General features: G+C 51.1%; 20 protein-coding genes. 7 read left to right on the forward strand and 13 right to left on the reverse strand.

Features of this window, described 5'->3' with window-relative positions; genetic code table 11:
• The first annotated feature begins 1 nt into the window (after window position 1).
• From cpdA to idi, 6 genes are all read left to right on the forward strand, one after another.
• On the forward strand, window positions 2–826 hold the full coding sequence (cpdA, locus tag ACXAD4_RS16710) for a 3',5'-cyclic-AMP phosphodiesterase (protein ID WP_475242897.1): 825 nt from the start codon (window positions 2–4) through the stop codon (window positions 824–826).
• On the forward strand, window positions 827–1405 hold the full coding sequence (yqiA, locus tag ACXAD4_RS16715) for an esterase YqiA (RefSeq protein ID WP_475242899.1): 579 nt from the start codon (window positions 827–829) through the stop codon (window positions 1403–1405).
• A gap of 153 nt (window positions 1406–1558) precedes the next feature.
• Window positions 1559–3442 (forward strand): DNA topoisomerase IV subunit B, encoded by a 1884-nt coding sequence (gene parE / locus ACXAD4_RS16720; RefSeq protein ID WP_475242901.1) that lies wholly within the window; start codon window positions 1559–1561, stop codon window positions 3440–3442.
• 105 nt (window positions 3443–3547) lie between these two features.
• Window positions 3548–5812: a DNA topoisomerase IV subunit A gene (gene parC, locus ACXAD4_RS16725; protein ID WP_475242902.1), complete on the forward strand. Its 2265-nt coding sequence runs from the start codon at window positions 3548–3550 to the stop codon at window positions 5810–5812.
• Between the two features lie 173 nt (window positions 5813–5985).
• Window positions 5986–6708, forward strand: a complete 723-nt coding sequence (locus ACXAD4_RS16730) for a 1-acylglycerol-3-phosphate O-acyltransferase (RefSeq protein WP_475242903.1) — start codon at window positions 5986–5988, stop codon at window positions 6706–6708.
• A gap of 82 nt (window positions 6709–6790) precedes the next feature.
• Complete coding sequence (gene idi, locus ACXAD4_RS16735) at window positions 6791–7321, forward strand: isopentenyl-diphosphate Delta-isomerase (RefSeq protein WP_475242904.1); 531 nt, start codon at window positions 6791–6793, stop codon at window positions 7319–7321.
• 65 nt (window positions 7322–7386) lie between these two features.
• Here idi and ACXAD4_RS16740 read toward each other — a convergent pair whose 3' ends face one another.
• The 10 genes from ACXAD4_RS16740 to ACXAD4_RS16785 all read right to left on the reverse strand — a co-directional run bounded on the left by ACXAD4_RS16740 (window position 7387) and on the right by ACXAD4_RS16785 (window position 17646).
• Window positions 7387–7773 (reverse strand): RidA family protein, encoded by a 387-nt coding sequence (locus ACXAD4_RS16740; protein ID WP_039456204.1) that lies wholly within the window; start codon window positions 7771–7773, stop codon window positions 7387–7389.
• A gap of 115 nt (window positions 7774–7888) precedes the next feature.
• The gene (locus tag ACXAD4_RS16745; RefSeq protein ID WP_317523911.1) at window positions 7889–8368 is read right to left on the reverse strand and encodes an arginine repressor; all 480 of its coding nucleotides are present in this window, start codon (window positions 8366–8368) and stop codon (window positions 7889–7891) included.
• A 238-nt stretch (window positions 8369–8606) separates the two neighbouring features.
• On the reverse strand, window positions 8607–9545 hold the full coding sequence (locus tag ACXAD4_RS16750; protein ID WP_475242905.1) for a serine protease family protein: 939 nt from the start codon (window positions 9543–9545) through the stop codon (window positions 8607–8609).
• Between the two features lie 201 nt (window positions 9546–9746).
• Entirely contained in the window at window positions 9747–10211 is a 465-nt protein-coding gene (pyrI, locus tag ACXAD4_RS16755) for an aspartate carbamoyltransferase regulatory subunit (RefSeq protein ID WP_317523820.1), read from the reverse strand.
• A 15-nt stretch (window positions 10212–10226) separates the two neighbouring features.
• Window positions 10227–11156 carry an aspartate carbamoyltransferase gene (gene pyrB, locus ACXAD4_RS16760; RefSeq protein ID WP_475242906.1) on the reverse strand — a complete coding sequence of 310 codons (930 nt, stop codon included), beginning with the start codon at window positions 11154–11156 and terminating at the stop codon, window positions 10227–10229.
• A 442-nt stretch (window positions 11157–11598) separates the two neighbouring features.
• On the reverse strand, window positions 11599–12609 hold the full coding sequence (locus ACXAD4_RS16765) for an ornithine carbamoyltransferase (protein WP_107299567.1): 1011 nt from the start codon (window positions 12607–12609) through the stop codon (window positions 11599–11601).
• Between the two features lie 127 nt (window positions 12610–12736).
• On the reverse strand, window positions 12737–13648 hold the full coding sequence (gene arcC, locus ACXAD4_RS16770) for a carbamate kinase (protein ID WP_475242907.1): 912 nt from the start codon (window positions 13646–13648) through the stop codon (window positions 12737–12739).
• A gap of 136 nt (window positions 13649–13784) precedes the next feature.
• Window positions 13785–15005, reverse strand: coding sequence for an arginine deiminase (arcA, locus tag ACXAD4_RS16775; RefSeq protein WP_107299565.1), 1221 nt, complete (start codon window positions 15003–15005; stop codon window positions 13785–13787).
• Between the two features lie 841 nt (window positions 15006–15846).
• Window positions 15847–17292: a YfcC family protein gene (locus ACXAD4_RS16780; RefSeq protein WP_475242908.1), complete on the reverse strand. Its 1446-nt coding sequence runs from the start codon at window positions 17290–17292 to the stop codon at window positions 15847–15849.
• 147 nt (window positions 17293–17439) lie between these two features.
• Window positions 17440–17646 (reverse strand): hypothetical protein, encoded by a 207-nt coding sequence (locus tag ACXAD4_RS16785; protein WP_475242909.1) that lies wholly within the window; start codon window positions 17644–17646, stop codon window positions 17440–17442.
• 397 nt (window positions 17647–18043) lie between these two features.
• Between ACXAD4_RS16785 and rraB the strand changes: the two genes are divergently transcribed.
• Window positions 18044–18442: a ribonuclease E inhibitor RraB gene (rraB, locus tag ACXAD4_RS16790; RefSeq protein ID WP_475242911.1), complete on the forward strand. Its 399-nt coding sequence runs from the start codon at window positions 18044–18046 to the stop codon at window positions 18440–18442.
• A gap of 78 nt (window positions 18443–18520) precedes the next feature.
• Here rraB and ACXAD4_RS16795 read toward each other — a convergent pair whose 3' ends face one another.
• The 3 genes from ACXAD4_RS16795 to ACXAD4_RS16805 form a co-directional block, all read right to left on the reverse strand.
• Window positions 18521–19426, reverse strand: a complete 906-nt coding sequence (locus ACXAD4_RS16795; RefSeq protein ID WP_475242912.1) for a bifunctional helix-turn-helix transcriptional regulator/GNAT family N-acetyltransferase — start codon at window positions 19424–19426, stop codon at window positions 18521–18523.
• A gap of 51 nt (window positions 19427–19477) precedes the next feature.
• Window positions 19478–19948, reverse strand: coding sequence for a DUF2061 domain-containing protein (locus tag ACXAD4_RS16800; RefSeq protein WP_475242913.1), 471 nt, complete (start codon window positions 19946–19948; stop codon window positions 19478–19480).
• A gap of 203 nt (window positions 19949–20151) precedes the next feature.
• Window positions 20152–23013, reverse strand: coding sequence for a valine--tRNA ligase (locus tag ACXAD4_RS16805; RefSeq protein WP_475242915.1), 2862 nt, complete (start codon window positions 23011–23013; stop codon window positions 20152–20154).
• Between the last annotated feature and the right edge of the window lie 27 nt (window positions 23014–23040).

A 23040-nucleotide genomic window follows, 5' to 3' on the forward strand; every position in this document is an offset into this window, starting at 1 on the left:
TTTGCAGACTTTTACTCTGCCACAGACGAACCGCGATAGTGTGGTTCTCCTGCAAATTACCGATACCCACCTGTTTGCCGATGACGGCGGCAGTTTACTGGGGGTCGCGACAAAAGACAGCTTTCATGCCGTATTGAATGCGGTAGATACTGCTGCACGCCCTTTTGACGCCATTGTGGCGACGGGCGACATTTCCCAAGACCATACCGAACATTCCTACCAGCGCTTTTGCGATGGTATCGCGCGCTGGCCGCAGCCATGTTTCTGGTTGCCGGGTAACCATGATTACCAGCCTAGCATGCAGGCGGTGTTGCCATCGCCGCAGATCAAGCCTTGCCATCAGGTACTGGCGGGTGACCACTGGCAGGTGATCTTGCTGGACAGCCAGGTCAAAGGGGTACCGCACGGTGAGCTGAGCCAAGAACAGCTCGAGATGCTAGACGCGTCTTTGTCGGCTCACCCAGAGCGCCATGCGTTAGTTCTGTTGCACCATCATCCGCTACCGGCAGGTAGTACTTGGCTGGATCAGCATCAGCTGCACAACAGCGAACCGTTCTGGCAGGTTATTGGCCGTTATCCGCAGGTTAAGGCGATTTTGTGCGGGCATATCCACCAGGAGCTGGACCGAGTTCATCAGGATGTCAGGGTACTGGCGACACCGTCGACCTGTATCCAGTTCCAGCCTGATTCTCATGACTTTGCCTTGGATCAGAAAGGTCCGGGCTGGCGTTATCTGACATTGCACAGTGATGGACGCCTTGAAACAAAGGTCTATCGCTTGGAAGGCCATGACTTTACCCCGAATTTTGAATCAGCAGGTTACTAGATGAAGCCGTTGCTACTGTATATCCACGGTTTTAACAGCTCGCCGAAATCCCTCAAGGCAACGATTATGGCGGAATACTGCCGTCTTGAGCGACCGGATATCCGGGTCGAGATCCCGCAGATGCCCTGCTATCCTGATCAGGCTGAAGTGTTTATTGATGAGCTGGTGCAATCATTGCGTCATGAATACCAGATAGGCTTGGTCGGCAGCTCGCTGGGGGGCTTCATCTCCACTTGGCTCAATGACCGCTATCAGCTTCCTGCGGTATTGGTTAATCCAGCAGTTAAACCTTACGAATTATTGCAGGATTACCTGGGTGAGCAGGAAAACCCTTATACCGGGGAGCGCTATTTCCTAGAGCCCAAACATATGGATGAACTGCGCCAGATGGATGTGGCCAAACTCCGCCACCCCGAGCAGCTATGGTTGCTCCAACAAGAAGGTGACGAGGTACTGGATTACCGCCAGGCTGTCGAGAAATACTCGGCCTGCCGGCAAACGGTTGAGCCCGAAGGGGATCATAGTTTTGTCGGATTTGATCGTTACCCTGAACAAATCATTCGATTCTTGGGCTTGTAATACCTTCCGAGCACCTGTTGCTTGAGAGGAATTTGTCCCGACTTGGATCAAATTCGACTCACAATTGTGGGCCACATATTCGACCCCAGCTTGACAACCGAGCTGGGGTTACTGACTATTGTGGCAGAAATTTTTCCGTAACTTTCCGTAATTATGACAGAGCAAAGCTATAACGCTGGAGCCATTGAGGTTCTAAATGGCCTTGAGCCAGTACGCCGCCGTCCGGGGATGTATACCGACACGGTACGGCCTAACCATCTAGGCCAGGAAGTCATCGATAACAGTGTCGATGAAGCCTTGGCTGGCCATGCCCGCAAGGTAGAGGTCATTCTTCATGCGGATCAGTCACTGGAAGTGATTGATGACGGCCGGGGGATGCCGGTAGATATTCACCCGGAAGAAGGGGTGTCTGGGGTCGAGCTTATCCTATGTAAGCTCCACGCCGGTGGTAAATTCTCAGGCAAAAACTACCAGTTCTCCGGTGGTTTGCACGGGGTGGGGATCTCGGTGGTTAACGCCCTGTCGACCCGCGTCGAGGTCACGGTAAAACGTGACGGCCAGGTATATCAAATTGCCTTTGAAAACGGTGACAAGGCCAGCGAGCTGGAAGTGATCGGTACCTGTGGCCGCCGTGCCAAGGGAACCAGTGTCCACTTCTGGCCGGATGCCAAATATTTCGATAGCCCGAAATTTTCTGTCTCTCGCCTGAAAAGTAACCTCAAGGCCAAAGCGGTGCTTTGCCCAGGATTGGAAATTGTCTTTACCGACAAGACCAACGATGAAACCTTCCGCTGGTGTTATGAAGATGGTTTGAAGGACTATCTAGCCGAAGGCGTCAAGGGTTATACCCTGTTGCCGGAAGAGCCGTTTACCGGTGTGTTCAGTGGCCAGACTGAAGCTGCTGACTGGGCATTGCTGTGGCTGCCGGAAGGCGGCGAGCTGATCACCGAAAGTTACGTCAACCTGATTCCTACCGCGCAGGGCGGTACCCACGTCAATGGCTTGCGTCAGGGCCTATTGGATGCAATGCGTGAATTCTGTGAGTTCCGCAACTTGCTACCGCGTGGTGTGAAGCTGACTGCAGATGATATCTGGGACCGCTGTGCCTATGTGCTGTCGGTTAAGATGCAAGATCCGCAGTTTGCCGGCCAGACCAAAGAGCGCTTGTCATCACGCCAGTGCGCCGCGTTTGTTTCCGGTGTGGTCAAAGATGCCTTCAGCCTGTGGCTGAACGAACGTCCGCAGATCGCCGAGCAACTGGCGGAAGTCTGTATTGCCAATGCCCATCGCCGTATGCGTGCCAGCAAGAAAGTGGTGCGTAAGAAGGTCGCCTCGGGTCCGGCACTTCCGGGCAAGCTGGCAGACTGTTCGCAGCAGGACTTGTCTCGCACCGAACTGTTCTTGGTCGAGGGTGACTCGGCGGGTGGTTCTGCCAAGCAGGCCCGTGACCGTGAGTTTCAGGCCATCATGCCGCTGCGCGGTAAGATTCTGAATACTTGGGAAGTCTCTGCCGATCAGGTACTGGCTTCGCAGGAAGTCCATGATATTTCGGTGGCCTTGGGTATCGACCCGGACAGTGATGATTTGAGCGGTTTGCGCTACGGCAAGATCTGTGTCCTGGCCGATGCTGACTCGGATGGTCTGCATATTGCCACCCTGTTGTGCGCATTGTTTGTCCGTCACTTCGAATCTCTGGTGCGTGCTGGTCACGTCTATATTGCGATGCCGCCGCTGTACCGTATCGACCTTGGCAAGGAAGTTTACTATGCCTTGGATGACGCCGAGAAAGACGGCATTCTCGATCGCTTGAGCAACAAGCGAGGTAAGGTCAACGTACAGCGCTTCAAAGGTCTGGGTGAGATGAACCCACTCCAGTTGCGCGAAACCACCATGGATCCGAATACCCGCCGTCTGGTTCAGCTGACTATCGATGACGATGAGCAGACCAATGAGATGATGGATATGCTGCTGGGCAAGAAGCGGGCGGAAGACCGCCGCCACTGGCTGCAGAGCAAAGGCGACATGGCCGAAGTGTGATTGATTGGGGCGGTTGGTCAATAAGCTTGCCAGTCGGCCCTACCTGATGATTTGATGGCCCGTGCGAAGATGCCCGGGCTGGAAACGTAAACGGAATACCCAACGATGACTGATGTCTCAATGGATGGCGTTGAACAGCTTCCGCTACGGAAGTTTACCGAAGATGCCTACCTCAATTACTCCATGTACGTGATCATGGATCGTGCCCTGCCGTTTATCGGCGATGGCCTCAAACCGGTACAGCGCCGTATTATCTATGCGATGTCCGAGCTGGGCCTGTCGGCAACCGCGAAATACAAGAAGTCAGCCCGTACCGTCGGTGATGTACTGGGTAAATACCACCCGCACGGCGACTCGGCGTGTTACGAAGCTATGGTTCTGATGGCACAGCCATTTTCCTACCGCTACCCGCTGGTTGACGGTCAGGGCAACTGGGGTGCACCGGACGATCCGAAATCTTTCGCGGCGATGCGTTATACCGAATCGCGCCTGTCGCGCTTCTCGGAAGTCCTGCTCAATGAGCTAGGACAGGGCACGGTTGACTGGGGGCTGAACTTTGATGGCACCATGAAAGAGCCGAAGATGCTGCCAGCTCGCTTGCCGCATATTTTGCTTAACGGTGTGACCGGTATTGCCGTTGGTATGGCTACCGATATCCCGCCGCACAATGCCCGTGAAGTGGCCAATGCGGCAGTGCATCTTATCGAGAACCCGAAGGCAGAACTTGATGAGGTGATGGAATTCGTTCAGGGACCGGATTACCCGACCGAAGCGGAGATCATCACGTCGAAGACAGACCTGAAGAAGGTCTACCGAACAGGTCGCGGCAGTATCAAGATGCGTGCGGTCTGGCACAAGGAAAGCGGTGATATTGTGATCACGGCGCTGCCACACCAGGTGTCGGGTTCTAAGCTGCTTGAGCAGATCGCCAGCCAGATGCGCGCCAAGAAGCTGCCTATGGTAGAAGACTTGCGTGACGAGTCGGATCACGAGAACCCAACCCGTATCGTGATTGTACCGCGCTCTAACCGCGTGGACAGCGAGCAGCTGATGAACCACCTGTTTGCCTCGACCGATCTGGAAAAGAGTTTCCGTGTAAACCTCAACATGCTGGGTCTTGATGGCCGTCCGCAGGTTAAGGGGCTGGTGCAGATCATCTCGGAGTGGCTTGAATTCCGTCGTACTACCGTACGTCGCCGCTTGCAGCACCGCTTGGACAAGGTCAATGCCCGTTTGCATATCCTTGAGGGCTTGCTGGCAGCCTACCTGAACATTGATGAGGTTATCGAGATCATCCGCACCGAGGATGATCCGAAAGCCGAACTGATGTCGCGTTTCGGTCTGTCTGCTATCCAGGCGGACGCAATCTTGGAGATCAAGCTTCGTCAGTTGGCCAAACTGGAAGAGATCAAGATCCGTGGCGAGCAGGATGAGTTGTCGAAAGAGCGCGATCACCTTGAGAAGCTACTGGGATCAGAGCGTCGCCTGAGCACTCTGATCAAGAAAGAAATCTTGGCTGATGCCGAGAAGTACGGTGATGACCGCCGCTCACCATTGGTAGAGCGTGAAGAAGCCAAGGCACTGACCGAGCGAGAGCTTATCCCATCGGAAGCGATCACCGTTGTATTGTCAGAGAAAGGTTGGATCCGCCATGCTAAAGGTCATGAGGTTGACCCAACCTCACTGAGCTACAAGTCGGGGGATGGCTATTTGGCCCATGCCCGCGGCAAGAGCAACCAGCCAGCGGTTTTCCTTGGCTCTGATGGACGCAGCTATGCGCTTGAATCCCACTCCCTGCCATCGGCACGCAGCCAGGGCGAGCCAGTCACTGGCCGCCTAAATCTGACGCCGGGAAGCCACATCCGCCAGGTAATGATGGCCGATGATGATCAGCTATGGCTAATGGGCTCGGATGCCGGTTATGGCTTCATCTGTAAGTGTAGCGATATGGTGTCGAAGAACAAGAACGGTAAAGCCTTGTTGACGGTACCGGAAAAGGCCGAGGTGATGCAGCCTCAGTGCATTGCGGATTTGGAAAATGATGAGATCTTGGCCATCACCAATGAGGGCCGGATGTTGTTGTTCCCAATCAAGGAGCTGCCTCAGCTGGGTAAAGGTAAGGGTAACAAGATCATCAATATCCCGGCAGCCCGCTCTAAGGCTAGGGAAGAGTTCCTGTCCCAGTTGGTGGTACTGCCAAAAGGCAGCCATCTGACCTTGTATGCTGGCAAGCGTAAGCTGGGTCTTAAGCCGGCTGATTTGGATAACTTCCGTGGTGAGCGTGGCCGCCGTGGCAGTATGCTTCCTCGTGGCCTGCAGCGGGTGACGCGTTTTGAAATTGATGCTCCACAAGAGCCTGATGCTGAATAAGTTTGCTAAAGAAGCATAATGGAAGCCCTCCTGATGGAGGGCTTTTTTTTGGGGTGTTTTCCCGCAGTTCGGGGCAGAAAGAGGTAGGATGTGGTCTAATTTCTGCACATAAAAGGTGTTTTTTCCCGCAGCCTAAGTATACTAGCGAACGCTTGTACGCTGAGGAGAGTCTGATGTTGTTTCTATTGCGCATGATTGCTGTCGCAGTATTTGCTGTGTTCATGTTTGTATTTGGCTGTGGCTATTGTTTGCTCAGCCCTCGTAATCCCAAGAATGTTTATATCGTTGGTCGTCATTTCTGCAAGATGGCCCGTATCTTCGGCATTAAGCTGGAGCTTCGTTTCCCTGAGGGAGAGCAGCCTGTACCAAGCGTATACCTGGCGAACCACCAGAATAACTACGATATGTTCACCGTATCGGGCGCTATTCAACCTCGTACCGTTACTGTGGGCAAGAAGAGCATTGCTTGGATGCCGTTGTTTGGCCAGCTTTACTGGCTCACCGGGAACATCTTGATTGACCGTGCCAACCGCAGCAAGGCTGTCGGTACCATTGGCCAGGTGATTGAGCAAATCAAAGAGCGCAATGTTTCTATATGGATGTTCCCTGAAGGTACTCGTTCGCGCGGCCGTGGTTTGCTGCCGTTCAAAACCGGCGCTTTTCATGCAGCTATCGGCGCTGGTGTTCCGGTGGTGCCGATTGTGTGTAGTAGCACGGAAAATGTTAAACTTAACAAATGGGACAACGGTGTGGTGATCGTTGAAATGTTACCACCTGTACCAGTAGATGGGCTGACCAAAGAAGATGTCCGTCAGTTGTCGAATCAGTGTCGTGATCTGATGGCGGCGAAATTGGAAGAGCTCAATGCAGAAGCGGACAGCCGCTCAGCACGTTAATTAACCAGCTCTCTTGCCATTGTGTGAATGATTAAGGACATGCCCCAGCGTGTCCTTTTTGTTTTTGTGTAGTTGAAGAACCATGATTGAAGAACAGGTTATATTAGTCGATCCGCAGGGCAGGGAGCTTGGCGTAGAGGAAAAAATGCAGGCGCACCGGGACGGTGTATTGCATTTGGCCTTTTCGGTCCTGCTGTACCGCGACGGTGACAATGAGCGGGAATTCCTGATGCAGCAACGTGCCTTGGGTAAGTATCACAGTGGTGGGCTGTGGACTAACACCTGCTGCTCGCATCCCCGTAAAGGGGAAACCATGGAGCAGGCTGGGATCCGCCGCTTGGCTGAGGAAATGGGCATTGTCGATATCCGTGCATTGTCAGATGTCGCCAGTTTCGTTTATCACGCCGAGCTGGACAATGATTTGGTCGAACACGAATTGGATCATGTGTTGGTCGCTGAGGCTGCCAATATCGCGATCACGCCCAATCCCGATGAGGTCTTAACCTACCGCTGGTGGACGCAAAGTGAACTTCAGATGGCTTTGGACCAAGAACCTGAACGTTTTACCGCTTGGTTTCCGCAGGTGTTGTCACTGACCTTGGCAAATGGTTGACGATAAAGACAGAAACAAAAAAAGCTGCCAGAGGCAGCTTTTTTTGTGCAGCGAGCCGAGGGCAATTACTTGCGAACGGCGATCGCTTCGATTTCAATTTTTACGTCTTTTGGCAGGCGTGCTACTTCAACGCAAGAGCGAGCTGGGTATGGTGCATTGTGCTCGTCGAAGAACTTGCCGTATACCTCGTTAACCGTACCGAAGTCGTTCAGATCTTTTACGAAAACCGTCATTTTTACGATGTCAGCCACTTTCAGGCCAGAAGACTCAACCACAGCTTTAACGTTTTCCAGTGACTGGCGAGCTTGTTCAGCGATATCGTCAGACACTTCACCGGTTTGAGGGTTCACTGGGATCTGGCCTGAAGTCAGAACCATGTTACCTAGGTCAACACCCTGTACATAAGGGCCGATTGCAGCTGGAGCCTGCTCTGTGTGAAGTACTTGAGTCATTACTTGTCCTTACTAAAATATTTGTAGGTCATCGTTAGAGGTCTAGTTTGCAACCCTATGGCGAAGAGGTCAAAGGGTTTCAGATAGGCTGGGCAAAAAGACAGCATGGATATGCTTAGGCAGGGATCCCGAGCCTTGCCTTGACCACTTTCTCGCACTCATCGATGCGGCTAATGTCCTTCGGTGCCACCATCACGGTATCATTACCGCCTACAGTACCGAGGATCTCGGCATGGGGCTGGATGTCGATCAGCCTGGCGACCAGCTGGGCACCGCCAGGGTGGGTTTTCACCACGACAACCAACTGGTTGTGGGTAATAAACTCAATCTGTGAAGCGATAGAAGAGCCGACCTGTACCGGTTCGCTCTCAACGGTCAGGCAATAGACTTTCTTGCCGTAGGCGTTGGGCACTTTAGCGACGCCCAGCCTTGAAAGCAGGCGGGACACTGTCGATTGGCTCACATCTTCAAAACCCATTGCGATAAGCTGTTTGCGGATATCATCTTGGGTTGAAAAGCTCTGTTGCTGCAATAGTCGTTTGCAGGCGGAAGTGATGCTTTCTTCTTGACAGAAAGCGTCCATCGCTCCGTGCATACTGTATCCACTCACGGGCAACTCCTTGTTATTCTGTTGGGTCTTTGATCGTATCTCGTTAGCAGCCTTCGCCCCGTCTGATTTGTCTGGAAGTCTGTGCTTCTTATCGGCGCGATATAATGGCTACCCTGTCGCAAGATATAATGCCTCGGTTGCATAATCTTGCAAGGGCATCATATCAACAATGTCAGAGTAATTTATTGACCCCTATCACCAAAACAAAACGCCATCTATTTGGTTAGAATGAGGAATTATATCCCGATTGATCAAGTAGGGTCCGAGGATTTAACTTGACCGATGGCTTGGACTGGTTAGCGGCAACACCATCATTTTCCTCGGGAAGATTCAGGCCCGATAAATTATTCGGGGTATCAGTACTGTACTGGGTGACAGGCAGAAAGGTACGCCTCTGCGTATTGTCCACTGCTGCCTGTGTGTTGTTGTTGGCTACTTGTACGGTATCCGTACCTGGGCGGTTGAGAGTGGTGACATAGTCCGACACCTTGATGCCGGCAAGCTCGGAGCTGGCCGATTTCACTTCGATACCCAGCGCGTCCAGCCAGTCGAAAATCAGCGGAGAAGGGACAAACTGGCTGTACCGGGTTGCCGGCTTCAAGTTTTGCAGATCTTCCGGGTTATTGACAATAGCGACTGTGATACCAGCGATTTCGCCTTCTTCGTTAAATACCGGCCCACCGCTCATACCCGACATGACAGGCGCATCACTGAGGGAATAGAGGCAATCGGTATTAGTGTCGACCACATCCTGGAGATATTTGCCTTCACCGCTGACGGTGGTGCCCACCAATGAGTGACCGTGGTGGATCACAGATTGGTCGGGATAGATCAGTCCCCAGGTTGGCTGGGCGCTGGACTTGCGAGGGATCAGTGCCAAGTCGCAGGCCGGGTGGTAAATGACCCCAGCATCCCAGGACAGTTGGGCTACATGCTTCGCAGTTATCATATAATCATTGTTGACTGGGACGGCAGAGCCGAATCCCCCCATCAGCATTGGAACACCAATCACCACCATTTCATTGGCGGAGTGCTGGTAGGTCTGCTGGACAGGGCCGTTACTGGCGACACAGCCGGATAATAAAACGGAAGTAAGTATGATGTGACAGGGTCGGGTAAGCAGGCACCAGACTGCTCTGATAAGGTGCGCAAGTTTTTTCATTCCACTAGCCTTTTATTGTTTTTGTATTGCCGGCACGCGGGGCCGGAAACTTAAAGGTAGTGAGGAAGGTGGGAGTGTTCTTTGCCGGAAATGAGAATAAAAAAGCCTGCTCAAAGTTGAGCAGGCTTTCTTTTTCCTAGGGCAGGAAATGTCGCAATTAAGACTCTTTTCAGCCGGTTAGCGTAGCACTTCTTACGCTGCTTAGTTGCTCTCTGTCACGATTTCGCGCGAGAACACTTTTTCGCAGTACTTACACTTGAGCTGGATATCTTCTTTTTTGGTAATAACCTTGAAGCTGCTGTCGACCGGCTCGCCGTGTGAAATACAGTTGGTGTTCGGGCATTTGAACACAGCGTTGATTTGCTCTGGCAGGGTCAGGTTCAGCTTCTTCACGACTTCGTAGTTTTCGATCTGGTTCACTGTCGCCTGTGGTGCATACAGAGCCAGCTGGCTTGCCTGCTCTTCACTGATGAAGATGTTTTCAATCTTGATGAGATCTTTCGCACCCAGCGCCGAAGACGGCAGGTTCAGACCAACGGTGACGCGCTGGTTGGTTTTGTGCATCTTGAACAGCTTCAGTACCTTGAAGCCAATGTTCGCAGGAATGTGGTCGATCACTGAGCCGTTTTTGATCGCTTCGACCTGTAGTTGTGTTTCCTTCGCCATTATTTTATCTCCTGCTTAGATTGCTTCGTTTAGGACCAGTGCCAATAGGGCTTCACGTGCGTACACACCGTTTTCTGCTTGCTGGAAGAAGTAAGCATGCTTGGTCTTGTCGACGTCGGTAGTGATTTCGTCAATACGTGGTAGCGGGTGCAGTACTTTCAGGTTGTCGCGCGCTTCGGACAGCATTGGTGCGGTAAGGATGTAAGCGGCTTTCATGTGGGCGTACTCCGACTCGTCGAAGCGCTCCTTCTGGACGCGGGTCATGTACAGGATGTCCAGCTCAGGGATCACTTCTTCCATTGTGCTGTGAACGCTGTAGCTGATGCCTGCTTCGTCCAGCTCTTCGCAGATGTAATCTGGCATCGCCAAGACTTCTGGGGCGATAAAGAAGAACTTCACGTTGTTGAACTTGGCTAGCGCCTGGGTCAGGGAGTGAACCGTGCGGCCGTATTTCAAGTCACCGACGAAGGCAACATTCAGGTTATCCAGCGTGCCCTGGGTTTCGTAGATAGTGAACAGATCAAGCAGGGTCTGGGTTGGGTGTTGGTTGGCACCGTCACCACCGTTGATGATAGGTACGCCGTTGGAGAACTCAGAGGCAAGGCGTGCTGCCCCTTCCTGTGGGTGGCGCATGACGAAGGCATCAACATAGGACGTAATGACCTGTACCGAGTCGGCTAGGGTCTCACCTTTCTTCGCCAGTGATGTGTTACCACCGTTGTCAAAACCAATTACGGTACCGCCCAGGCGCTGGATAGCCGTCTCGAAAGACAGGCGGGTACGGGTAGATGGCTCAAAGAAACAGCTTGCAACAACCTTGTTCTTCAGAAGTTCAGGGTTCGGCTCGGCTTTAAGTTTGCCTGCAGTCTCGACAACTAGCTCAAGCTCACTACGGCTCAGTTCCGGAATGGAAATGATGTGCTTTTGAAATAGCGAATTCGCCATGGCTTCTCTTCCCTTTTAATTACGATGATGAACGACAGGTGCCGGCTGGTGTGGACAGCAGGCAAAAAAAAGCCCCCTTAAAAAAGGAGGCTCTTTTTACAAAAACAGGAAAAACAAAAAACGGCGCTTCCGCCGAAAATCGGCGAAGGGTCATCAGGTTTAGCTGAAAAGACGGGCGCATTTTTTATCTCTCTCTAGACAAATTGCGAAGGATTATACCCCCATTTTTAGCGAACGCAAGCGTTTGCCTAAAGTATTCATTTAGCGGAATTTTATGCATTTTACAGGGGTGTTTTACGGGCTAGGAATAGCACTCTAACCCTGTGAGCTGTAAGGGTTTGTTTTTGAACGAAGAGAGTGAGCTTTGTGTTTTTGGCAGGCATAAAAATACCGGCCCGAAGGCCGGTATGGGTTTGAGAGTTGTTACACTCAAGAGAGTCGATTACTGACCCAGTGTGGCAACCATCACAGCTTTGATGGTGTGCATACGGTTCTCTGCTTCGTCGAATACGATAGAGTAGTCAGACTCAACCACTTCATCAGTTACTTCACAGCCTTGTGCCAGTACTGGGTATTCTGCTGCTAGCTGCTTACCAACAGTTGTGTCTTCACCGTGGAAGGCAGGTAGGCAGTGCATGAATTTAACGTGTGGGTTGCCAGTGGCTTTGATCATGTCCATGTTGACCTGGTAAGGCAGCATTAGGTTGATACGCTCAGCCCATGCTTCTTTCGCTTCACCCATAGATACCCAAACGTCAGTGTATAGGAAGTCTACGCCTTCAACGCCTTCTTGTACGTCTTCGGTCATAGTGATTTTCGCGCCAGTGGTTTCTGCGATTTCGCGGCACTGAGCAACAAGTGCTTCTTCAGGCCAGAACTGCTTAGGTGCCACTAGGCGGATGTCCATACCCATTTTCGCTGCGCCAACCATTAGGGAGTTACCCATGTTGTTGCGCGCATCGCCTAGGTAGGCAAATTTCATTTCGTGTAGCTGCTTGCCACGGCCGTGCTCCATCATAGTCAGGAAGTCAGCCAGGATTTGTGTTGGGTGGAATTCGTCAGTCAGGCCGTTCCATACTGGCACGCCAGCGTAAGCGCCTAGCTCTTCAACGATTTCCTGACCGAAGCCGCGGTACTCGATGCCGTCATACATGCGGCCAAGAACGCGGGCGGTGTCTTTCATTGATTCTTTGTGGCCGATTTGAGAGCCAGATGGGCCAAGGTAAGAAACTTGTGCGCCCTGGTCGAATGCTGCTACTTCAAATGCACAGCGTGTACGAGTAGATGTTTTCTCGAAGATCAGTGCGATGTTCTTGCCAGTTAGGCGAGGCTGCTCGTAACCGTTGTACTTCGCTTTTTTCAGCTCAGCAGATAGCTCTAGCAGGTGCTGGATTTCACGTGGAGTGAAGTCTAGAAGTTTTAGGAAGTTACGGTTGCGAAGGTTAAAAGCCATGATGTTATCCTCTCTGAATCTGTATCTCTCTGTCCGGGGAAGGGCTGGGTTGTAATGGTTGCCCCGCCGCCGGAAGCTATTATGTATTGTTTAACGTATTATTTGTGTTTTGTGAATAAATATTCTTTTATTCTGCAATAATATTTGTGCCAGCTTCACCTTTTAGGATGGCTAGGCCATCTGCAAGGGCACCGATACCAACCAGCTTGCCGCCTTTTTTGATGAAGTCACATGAGGCATCGATCTTTGGCCCCATGGAGCCAGCATCGAAAGCGTACTGAGCCAGCTCGCGTGGGTTGGTGCTGCGCAGTGCTTTCTGGGTTGGTTTACCCCAGTCAAGGTAAACCGCATCGGCATCGGTCAGGATCAGCAGGGCATCGGCATCAAGCTGCTGGGCAAGGTATGCCGCAGACATGTCTTTGTCGATAACCGCTTCTACACCAACCAATTTGCCATTTTCTTTTTTCACCGGGATACCGCCGCCGCCGGTACAGATCACTAGGTGCTCTTGTTTGATCAGGGTGGTGATCGCATCGCTTTCAACAATCCCGGTTGGAAGCGGGCTAGGTACGACGCGACGGAAGTACTGGCCGTCAGGCTTGACAGTCCAGTGGTATTTCTCAGCCATTTCGCGGGCTTCGGCTTCTTCGTAGACTGGGCCGATAGGCTTGGTTGGATCTGCAAAGGCAGGATCATTCGGGTCTACGGTCATTTGGGTTAGCATGCAGGAAACGTCTTGCTCCGGCAGCAGGTTCTTCAGCTCCTGCATTAGCATGTAGCCAATCATGCCCTGGGTCTCTGAGCCCAGTACGTCCAATGGGTACGGGTTAACCTTTTTGTACTCCAACCCTTGCAGGGCTAGCAGGCCAACCTGTGGGCCATTGCCGTGCACTAGAACCACATTGTATTCTTTGCCAATTTCCGCAATGGTTTGGGCTGCCTTAGCAATGTTCTGGCGTTGGATATCAGCTTCGAGTGGCTCGCCGCGGCGAAGTAGGGCATTGCCGCCCAGTGCCACTACAACAGTTTGTTTGGTCATGTGATCGTCTCTCTTGATGTACTCTCAGTGTTATTGTGTTTTGTTTGGCTTTTCGCCTAAATCGATTCTGAGAGGTCTTGCTGTTGTGTGGCCGGTGCCGAGCACCGGCCGTCAGGTTTGGCTAAGTGCTTCGGTATTAGATACCGTCACGCTCGATTGGGCAGCTCATGCAGCGAGCACCACCACGGCCGCGGCCTAGCTCATCACCTGGGATAGGTAGGACTGTGATGCCTGCCTTGTCGTATTTCTCGTTGGTGTAGGTGTTACGCTCGTAACCGATAACTACGCCAGGCTTAACAGTTAGTACGTTGTTCGCATCGTTCCACTGCTCACGTTCAGCTTCGAAGCTGTCACCACCAGTAGTGATTAGGTTTAGCTTGTCTACACCTAGTGCTTTCTCGATAGCAGTAACGAAGTAGCCTTCTTCTTTCACTTTCACCGCGCCAGATTCGTCGCCAGTTAGGCTCCAGCACTGTACGTCTTTACGCACAACTTCTGGGTAAACAGAGAACGTATCTTCACGCATGTGCGTCATTACTGTATCTAGGTGCATGCAAGAGCGGTGCTTAGGTAGCTGCATCGCGATAACTTGCTTCGCTTCGCCATGCTTGAACAGGCTAGATGCCAACTGCTCAACACCCTGTGGAGTCGTACGCTCAGACATACCGATAAGCACTGCGCCTTTACCGATAACCAATACGTCGCCGCCTTCGATAGTTGAGTTGTCGTACATCTTCTCTTCGTCGCCGAAGTACTTGATGAAGTCTTGGCCTGCGAAGGTTGGGTGCCAGCGGTAGATAGCGCGAACATGGTTGGTTTCACGCTGGCGGGCAGGTTTCGCCATTGGGTTGATAGACACACCGCCATATACCCAGCAAGACGTATCACGGGTGAACAGGTGGTTTGGAAGTGGTTCAATGATGAAGTCAGTTGGCTCGTGCATACCTTGCATCATTGAAGATGATTTAATTGGTAGCTCTGCGTAGCTCAGGCCGCCAAGAAGAATTGAAGACAACTCTTTGCTTGGTAGGTCTGCTAGGAAGCAGCGTACATCGTTGGCGAATGCAGTACCTAGGCGGTAGTCAGAGATTTGGGTCTTCAGAAGCCAGTCTTTCGCTTCTGGTACTTCTAATGTATCTGCTAGTAGATCACCAAGAAGCATAACTTCAACACCTTGCTCGCGCAGTGTGTTAGCAAATACGTCGTGTTCCTGGCCTGCGCGTTCAACTGCTAATACATCATCAAAAAGTAGATCGTGACAGTTTGATGGTGTTAGGTGAGTTAGGGCACGCTCTGGACGGTGGATAAGAACGCGGCGCAATTGACCTATTTCAGAACCTACGTAAAACTTACTCATGATCGTATCTCTCTTTATTTATTGCCAAGTGTTTGGCTGTATTTGTTTTATTGCAAAGTAAGAGTTTATTTATTTCTTTGCTTTCGTATCTGGGTTTTATTTTACCCTTAAGGCATTCTCAGTCTTAGAGGTTTATCACACTTTCATTATTAATATGGTAACGCTATATATTTGTTTTATTAACATTTTTAATGCAGTTGTTACTCGCTTACGTGCATGGGTATTTATGTACTTTGTCTAGGTTTGAAGTAACTCTTGTTTTTGTAAGTTGCTGTTATTAAATGGCTCTTTTGAGTGTTGAGAAATCTTATTCAATTTCTTTCACGTTATGCATATGTGAAAGAGATATTCTTATGCACTAAAAGTGTTTGTCTATATAGAAATAAGTGGAATGTTACTTGGTTGGTAACAAATATTTTTCTTTTTATATTTTTAATATGGGTTTTTGTAATTTAAATACACGGTTTAAAACCCATGGCTTTGTTTGGATTTAAATGGCTTGATTTAGTTTTAAATTATTTTTATGACGTTTTCGTGGTGAGTTATTGATATTTTAATTAATAAATTTTGCGGTTTATTGGAATGTTATCCTGTTATTTATGGCAGGGAAAACATAAAGCGCGGAGGTAAATAGAAGTATGCTGGTGGAATGTTAGGTGAGGCAAGAAAGACTTAGACCCCGTAATGGTTATCTGGCCTTTTGGTCACTTGGTTTCTTGGCCACTTGGTCTCTAGGTACTGCCGCAAAGCCTAAATTAAAGACTAAGGGTATGCTGAGATTAGGTATAAAAAAGCCGCCCATAAAAGGGCGGCGAAGTAAGCAAGATCGAAAGGGGGGTATTTACAGCATGGCGCCGACGCTAAGCATTGCCATGATCAGTACGGTTAGAATACCTAGCAATGGCGCAACCCACTTCACCCAACGGACGTAAGGAACGCGGGCAATGGCCAGGCCACCCATAACTACCGCTGATGTCGGTGTCATTAGGTTTACAATACCGGATGCAGACTGGTAGGCAGTAACTACTAGGTCACGGCTGACACCAGCGAAGTCCGCCAGTGGCGCCATGATTGGCATAGTGAGTACCGCTAGACCTGAAGATGAAGGAACCAGGAACGATAGCAGGATTTCCAGCCAGTACATCACATTGATGAACACGATAGATGACAGGCCAGTTACCGCGTGCTCGGCAGCGTTTAGGATGGTGTCTGTGATCATACCGCGGTCCATAATCACCACGATACCACGGGCGATACCGATGATTAGGGCAACACCCAGTAGGTCGCGAGCACCATCAATGAAGCTTGAAGTAAACTCTTCTTCGCTCATGCGGGCAATCAGGCCGATGATAATAGTTGAAGCCAGGAACATGCCTGAAATTTCAGCCATCCACCAACCTGCAACGGCTACACCGTAAATCATGATACCGAATGACGCGGCGAAGATTGCCAAGATCACTTTGCGGGTAGTGGTGAACTCCAGCATCTCGCCAGATTGGTTACCCAGGAAGTGGGCTTTATTCTCTTCGTATTTGTCGTAGACAATAGATTTGGTTTTGTCGGCACGAACCATCTTGGCATAACGCATTACGTAGCCTACACAGATCAACCAGCCAATAACTAGCATCGCCACGCGAAGCATGATGCCATCAGTGAAAGGAATACCGGCGGCGTTAGCGGCAATAACTGTTGCAAATGGGTTGATGGTTGAACCAAGAGTACCGATACCGGCGCCTAGCAATACGGTTGCAGCGGCAACGACTGGGTCAAAACGGGCTGCCATCATGACAGGTACGAGTAGGGTGTAGAAAGGTAGTGACTCTTCTGCCATACCGTAGATGGTACCGCCTGCGGCGAAGAGTGCCATCAGGATCGGTATCATCATCTCTTCTCTACCTTGAAGGCGGGCGGTAACGCGTTCGATACCGGCATCAATCGCCCCCGTTTTGGTCACAAGACCCAAGAAGCCGCCGATCACTAGGATGAATAGTGAAACATCGATAGCTGCTGCTTCATAGGTGTTGTGATCGTAGAAGCCGTCAATTGGCGCCAAAAGGACATCGACCACACCTTGTGGGTTGCTATCGACGGGCTGGTAGGTGCCTGTAACAGGAACCTCACGACCCAAATCCTCATTCATGACGCGCTCGTACTGGCCGGCCGGTACGATCCAGGTCATCAATGCGACGAGGGCAATCAGGGCAAATAAAATGGTGTAAGCGGAAGGGAATTTGAAGTTGGCGAAGAAACCGCCTTTCTCTTCCTGTTTCATGGTTTCGGTTGTCATTGTTTTCTCCTTGCCCTTGTACATCCAATACAAGGGTGATTCATCTACCAGGCCTTTCGTCAGGCATGACGGGGCTCGCCGGACTTGACGCCGGAGCAGGCAGAACCAGGCGTTAGTGGGTACTAACGGAAGTGGTATATAGATTGTTTATCCGTGCTGTAGAAACAGGTTGGATAGAGGTGTCAACGCTGGGTGAGGTGTCGGAGCCGCGCTCTCACTCTCTGGCATTGCAAAGGATCCCGATAGCAAATCGCTACCCGCTGCAGATGTCAGGTGGGTGAGTGTCCTACGGGGACGACGCAGCTGGCTGCGGCGCCGTCTCCCAGGCTCAGGGCCGTGGTAGAAGTTACTCATGATCGTATCTCTCGTATGCTTATTTAATTGGCCATCAGTCTTTGCTGTGGCTCTATTTGCTTGTTGCCAGTGAATTTTATGCCGCTGGGCGCAGTATATCTTTGGGATTGTTCACACTTTTTTGGCGCTTTCATACCGCTCACCTATCGGTAAATAGAACGCTCAGGGTATTTCTCTAGGTTTTATGGGTGAATATGCTATTGAGGGTTTTGTGTTTATTCGCTTAAAGCGCATATTGGGGAATATTATGCATTTTAGCGCTTTATTGTTGGGAGAAATAAATCGACCGTTAGTTTGATAAATATCAAGTTTCCCAGCGGAGGCGATTTCATTTGGTATTTTATTGCGATCCGTGCGATATTTGCGTTCGAATTTATTTCATAGGTGGAGTTTCCCCATGTCTTATGCAGAACTAATCGAAGAGCAGAAGGAAGAAACGCGCGAAATTATTGCCGCGTTGCTGGAAGATGGCAGTGATCCTGATGCGCTTTACACCATCGAGCACCACTTTTCGGCAGATACGTTTGAAGAGCTGGAAGCCGCAGCTGTTGAAGCTTTCAAGATGGGCTTTGAAGTATTAGAAGCCGAAGAGCTTGAGCTGGCACCAGAAGATGGTGGCGGTAAAGTGGTGTGTTTCGATGCCGTGATGGAATCCGCTCTGAATGCCGATTTGATTGACGAGCAGGCTGATAAACTGATCCAGCTTGCTGAAAAGCACAACATCGATTACGACGGTTGGGGCACTTACTTCGAGTCGGGTGAAGACGACGATGAAGAGTACGAAGACGAGAAGTAATCTTCGACAGCCGTAACTGAATTTTAAAAGCTGGCCTAGTGCCAGCTTTTTTGTGCCTGTTATATTCAGCCAGAGGCGCTACAGCGTCTTGAGCATCCTGACTTCGCAGGCATCGTGGCCGGTCTGTCCCATCGCGTGTGGAATGTGGACAAAGCCCAGCCCCTGATACAGCTTGATAGCCGCCTGCAGTGAGGCTGTGGTCTCGAGGTAGCAGGCCTTGAAGTCTTGCTCACGGGCATACTTCAAGGCCGTGGCGGCGATCCGACGGGCAAAGCCTTTACCGCGTAGCTCTGGCAGGAAATACATTTTTTGCAGCTCGCAGACGCCTTCTTCCCCTGCCAATGGGGCAATCCCCCCTCCTCCTAATATCCGATTATCTTTCTCTACGACCCAGAATGCACTCCCAGGCTCGCTGTAAACCTCGCTAAGGCTATCTAGCGTCGGATCGGCAACACCATATCCTTTATCTGCTGTCAGGCCGTGTTCGGCGGATACCCGGCGTACAACGGCAGCCATAGCAGCGTTATCAAGTGGGGTGAGCAGCCGGAGCTGATAGCCTTCTTGCTGTTTGTTGGCCTGGATCGCTTTGGTATAGCGTTGCAGGCTTTGGGCGAGATTGTCGATTTCATCCTGATCGAGCTGTGCCATGAAATCGGCGACTTGGAGGTTGAGGGAGTGGTTGAGGTTATTGAGCAGCGCTTGACCTTGTGGTGACAGGCTGGATAGCTGCTTGCGGCCATCTTCGGGATCGGCCTGGGTTGTCAGGTACCCGGCATTGAGCAAGCTGGCAGTGGTGCGGCTGGCGTTGGATTTATCGACTTTTAGCCTGCTGGCCAATTGGTTAACAGAAAGCGGCTGCTCTTCGAGCTCTATCAGGGCGTGGGCTTGTACCGGGGTAATATCAAGGCTGCCGCATTGGCGGTCAAGCATGCCCAATTCCCGCACAAGCAGGCGGGATTGGGCTCTGAGGGAAGCTGCGTCCATGTATTAAACTCTTTTGGTTGCATATTTTTTGGTTGCGTAGTGCAATCAAAATTAGTTGCTTCTCGCAACGTTGTCAACTCTGATATCACTGACGTCGGCACACTGCTGCAATTCTCCATGGTGGCAGGCAAGGTGTCCCATTGCTTCTTTGGCGGCTTGCTTGGCGGTTTTCTTTTGCCAGATACGCTCGTGGAAATAGTAGGCGACGGTGTTGATAGCCGGTTCAATCATGGCCATTACACTACCAACTAGCACATCTCCGGTGAGTAGGTAGGCTACACCAAATGCGACGCTGAAGTGCACGACGGCAAAACTGAAGGTTTTGCGTCCCGGGTTGGCATAGCCACTACGAAGCAGTGCCTTGGTTTGCCAAGCTTTTTCATGGAAGTAGAAAGCCACCGTATTGACCATTGGTTCTATCATGGCGATCAGGCTGCTGATCAGGATCTCGCCTGTCAGTAAGTAGGCAACGCTGAATGCGACAAAAAAGTGGATAATGGCAAAGCTAATGGTCTTTTTCATGGTGGACTCTCCCTCAGTTGATAACTAGATATTAGTGATAATCATTATCATTTGCAATTTGTTATCATCTATCACTTCGATAGGTGTGCTCTATGACAGAATACGGTCTGGGTGAGTAGAAGGATTTATGAGTGAGGTCACAGTGGGCAGGCAATAAAAAAGCCGGCGCATGGCCGGCTTTGATTCAAGTGTGGTGCTGGTAATTACAGCGCAGCGATAGTTGCTTGCTGCTCGGCCAGTTTCACTAGAGTCTCTTTGTAACCATCAAGCTTCTCGCGCTCTTTGGCAACAACCGCTTCAGGGGCTTTAGCAACGAAGCCTTGGTTGCCTAGCTTGCCTTCGATGCGCTTGATTTCACCTTCGGTCTTCTTGATTTCTTTCGCCAGGCGGTCAAGCTCAGCGTCTTTGTCAATCAGGCCAGCCATTGGGATCATCAGCTCAGACTTGCCAACCAGTGCTGTTGCACAAGCTGGTGTCTCTTCACCGGCAGCCAGTACACGGATGTTCTCTAGCTTGGCTAGGGAAACCAGTACTTGCTTGTTGGCTTCAAGGCGCGCGGCATCTTTGTCGTCTGCGGCTTTCAGCATCACATCAAGCGGCTTGCTTGGGGCAATGTCGTACTCGGCACGCAGGTTACGGATGCTGGTGATAAAGCTCTTCACCCACTCGATGTCAGCCAAAGCTTCTTCGTTGAAGTTTGCTTCATCGTACTGAGGCAGTGACTGCAGCATGATAGTGTCGCCCTCAACACCGTCTACCAGCGGCTTCACGCTCTGCCAGATAGTTTCGGTGATGTATGGGATCACTGGGTGAGCCAGGCGCAATGTCTTTTCAAGCACAGTGATCAGGGTGCGGCGGGTTGCACGTTGCTGTGCTTCAGTGCCTTTCCACAGTACCGGCTTGGTTAGCTCTAGGTACCAGTCACAGAACTGGTTCCAGATGAACTCGTAGATAGTGTTCGCAGCCATGTCCAAACGGAAGTTATCGATGTGGCCGTTGAACTCTTTCGCAGCTAGCTCGAATTGGGATTCGATCCACTTATCAGCCAACGAGTACTCAAGCTCGGCATCAGCGGCGAAACCACAATCTTGATCTTCTGTATTCATCAGTACGTAACGGCTGGCGTTCCATAGCTTGTTACAGAAGTTACGGTAACCCTCAAGGCGCTTCATGTCCCAGTTGATGTCACGGCCGGTAGAAGCCATGGCAGCAAGGGTAAAGCGCAGGGCATCAGTACCGTAAGGTTCGATACCGTCTTCGAAAGTCTTGCGTGTTTGTTTTTCGATCTTTGCGGCCAGCTGTGGCTGCATCATGTTGCCACAGCGCTTTTCAACTAGGTCTTCAAGACCGATACCATCGATCATGTCGATTGGGTCAAGTACGTTACCTTTTGACTTCGACATCTTGTCGCCGTTTTCGTCACGGATCAGACCCGTTACGTAAACTGTCTTGAACGGAACCTGCGCCTTGCCGTCTTCGTCTTTGCAGAAGTGCATGGTCATCATGATCATGCGGGCAACCCAGAAGAAGATGATGTCAAAACCTGTTACCAGTACATCTGATGGGTGGAAGACTTTCAGATCTTCAGTCTGCTCAGGCCAGCCTTGGGTACCGAACGTCCATAGTGCAGACGAGAACCAAGTATCCAGTACGTCATCGTCCTGACGAAGAACTACAACCGGTGCCAGGTTGTTTTGCTCGCGAACTTCTTCTTCGCTGCGGCCAACATAAACGTTACCGTCGTTGTCGTACCAAGCAGGGATACGGTGGCCCCACCAAAGCTGGCGAGAGATACACCAATCTTGGATATCACGCATCCAAGAGAAGTACATGTTTTCGTATTGCTTAGGTACAAACTGGATGTCGCCGTTTTCTACCGCAGCAACAGCAGGCTCTGCTAGAGGAGCTGCACGAACGTACCACTGGTCAGTTAGCATTGGCTCGATAACCACACCACCACGGTCACCGTAAGGTACGGTCAGGTCATGGTCTTTGATTTCGTCCAGCAGGCCCAGCTCGTCGAACTCGGCAACGATAGCTTTACGCGCAGCAAAGCGCTCCATGCCGTGGTATTTTTCCGGTAGCTCAGTGCTGTAGGCATCGCTTGGTTCACCATTAGTGGTGAACACTTCAGATGCATCACGGATATCAGCATTGAACGTCAGGATGTTGATCATAGGCAGGCTGTGGCGCTTGCCCACTTCGTAGTCGTTGAAGTCGTGTGCAGGGGTGATCTTCACACAACCTGTGCCTTTTTCCATATCAGCGTGTTCGTCGCCAACGATTGGAATACGGCGGTCAACGATTGGCAGTAGGATTTCCTTGCCGATCAGATCTTTGTATCGCGGGTCTTCCGGGTTGACTGCCACACCGGTATCACCCAGCATGGTTTCCGGACGGGTGGTTGCTACCACGATGTAGTCTTTGCCTTCTGCGGTTTTCACGCCGTCAGCCAGCGGGTAGCGGAAGTGCCACATGTGGCCTTTCTTGTCTTTGTTTTCTACTTCAAGATCGGAAATTGCGGTGTGCAGTTTCGGATCCCAGTTCACAAGACGCTTACCGCGGTAGATTAAGTCTTCTTCGAACAGGCGAACGAAAACTTCCTGAACTGCGTTAGACAGGCCGTCGTCCATCGTGAAGCGCTCACGATCCCAGTCTACAGAAGCGCCCAGGCGACGAAGCTGTTTGGTGATAGTGCCACCAGACTCGCCTTTCCACTCCCAGATTTTATCGATGAAAGCGTCACGGCCGTAGTCGTGCTTGGTCTTGCCTTCTTCGGCAGCAATCTTACGCTCCACAACCATCTGGGTCGCGATACCTGCGTGGTCGGTACCGACTTGCCATAGGGTGTTCTTGCCCTTCATACGCTCACAGCGGATCAGGGTATCCATGATGGTATCCTGGAACGCGTGGCCCATGTGCAGGCTACCTGTGACGTTCGGCGGTGGGATCATGATGCTGTAAGCATCTTTTGATGTGTCACCGTGAGGCTTGAAGTAACCAGCCTCTTCCCAGCGCTGGTACAGCGCTTTTTCAATTGATTGTGGGTTGTATGTCTTTTCCATAGCGCTCTTAGAAGGATCTATGTGGAA

This window comes from Photobacterium sp. AWH4_225, from assembly GCF_056158405.1.

Coding starts and splice junctions, on each gene's coding strand:
- ACXAD4_RS16795 (WP_475242912.1), bottom strand. CDS start 19,426: ATGGACGCAGCTTCCCTCAGAGCCCAATCCCGCCTGCTTGTGCGGGAA.
- ACXAD4_RS16780 (WP_475242908.1), bottom strand. CDS start 17,292: ATGACAACCGAAACCATGAAACAGGAAGAGAAAGGCGGTTTCTTCGCC.
- parC (WP_475242902.1), top strand. CDS start 3,548: ATGACTGATGTCTCAATGGATGGCGTTGAACAGCTTCCGCTACGGAAG.
- pyrB (WP_475242906.1), bottom strand. CDS start 11,156: ATGGCGAATTCGCTATTTCAAAAGCACATCATTTCCATTCCGGAACTG.
- ACXAD4_RS16765 (WP_107299567.1), bottom strand. CDS start 12,609: ATGGCTTTTAACCTTCGCAACCGTAACTTCCTAAAACTTCTAGACTTC.
- rraB (WP_475242911.1), top strand. CDS start 18,044: ATGTCTTATGCAGAACTAATCGAAGAGCAGAAGGAAGAAACGCGCGAA.
- ACXAD4_RS16740 (WP_039456204.1), bottom strand. CDS start 7,773: ATGACTCAAGTACTTCACACAGAGCAGGCTCCAGCTGCAATCGGCCCT.
- yqiA (WP_475242899.1), top strand. CDS start 827: ATGAAGCCGTTGCTACTGTATATCCACGGTTTTAACAGCTCGCCGAAA.
- parE (WP_475242901.1), top strand. CDS start 1,559: ATGACAGAGCAAAGCTATAACGCTGGAGCCATTGAGGTTCTAAATGGC.
- ACXAD4_RS16785 (WP_475242909.1), bottom strand. CDS start 17,646: ATGAGTAACTTCTACCACGGCCCTGAGCCTGGGAGACGGCGCCGCAGC.
- arcC (WP_475242907.1), bottom strand. CDS start 13,648: ATGACCAAACAAACTGTTGTAGTGGCACTGGGCGGCAATGCCCTACTT.
- pyrI (WP_317523820.1), bottom strand. CDS start 10,211: ATGGCGAAGGAAACACAACTACAGGTCGAAGCGATCAAAAACGGCTCA.
- ACXAD4_RS16730 (WP_475242903.1), top strand. CDS start 5,986: ATGTTGTTTCTATTGCGCATGATTGCTGTCGCAGTATTTGCTGTGTTC.
- ACXAD4_RS16805 (WP_475242915.1), bottom strand. CDS start 23,013: ATGGAAAAGACATACAACCCACAATCAATTGAAAAAGCGCTGTACCAG.
- ACXAD4_RS16800 (WP_475242913.1), bottom strand. CDS start 19,948: ATGAAAAAGACCATTAGCTTTGCCATTATCCACTTTTTTGTCGCATTC.
- ACXAD4_RS16750 (WP_475242905.1), bottom strand. CDS start 9,545: ATGAAAAAACTTGCGCACCTTATCAGAGCAGTCTGGTGCCTGCTTACC.
- arcA (WP_107299565.1), bottom strand. CDS start 15,005: ATGAGTAAGTTTTACGTAGGTTCTGAAATAGGTCAATTGCGCCGCGTT.
- idi (WP_475242904.1), top strand. CDS start 6,791: ATGATTGAAGAACAGGTTATATTAGTCGATCCGCAGGGCAGGGAGCTT.
- ACXAD4_RS16745 (WP_317523911.1), bottom strand. CDS start 8,368: ATGCACGGAGCGATGGACGCTTTCTGTCAAGAAGAAAGCATCACTTCC.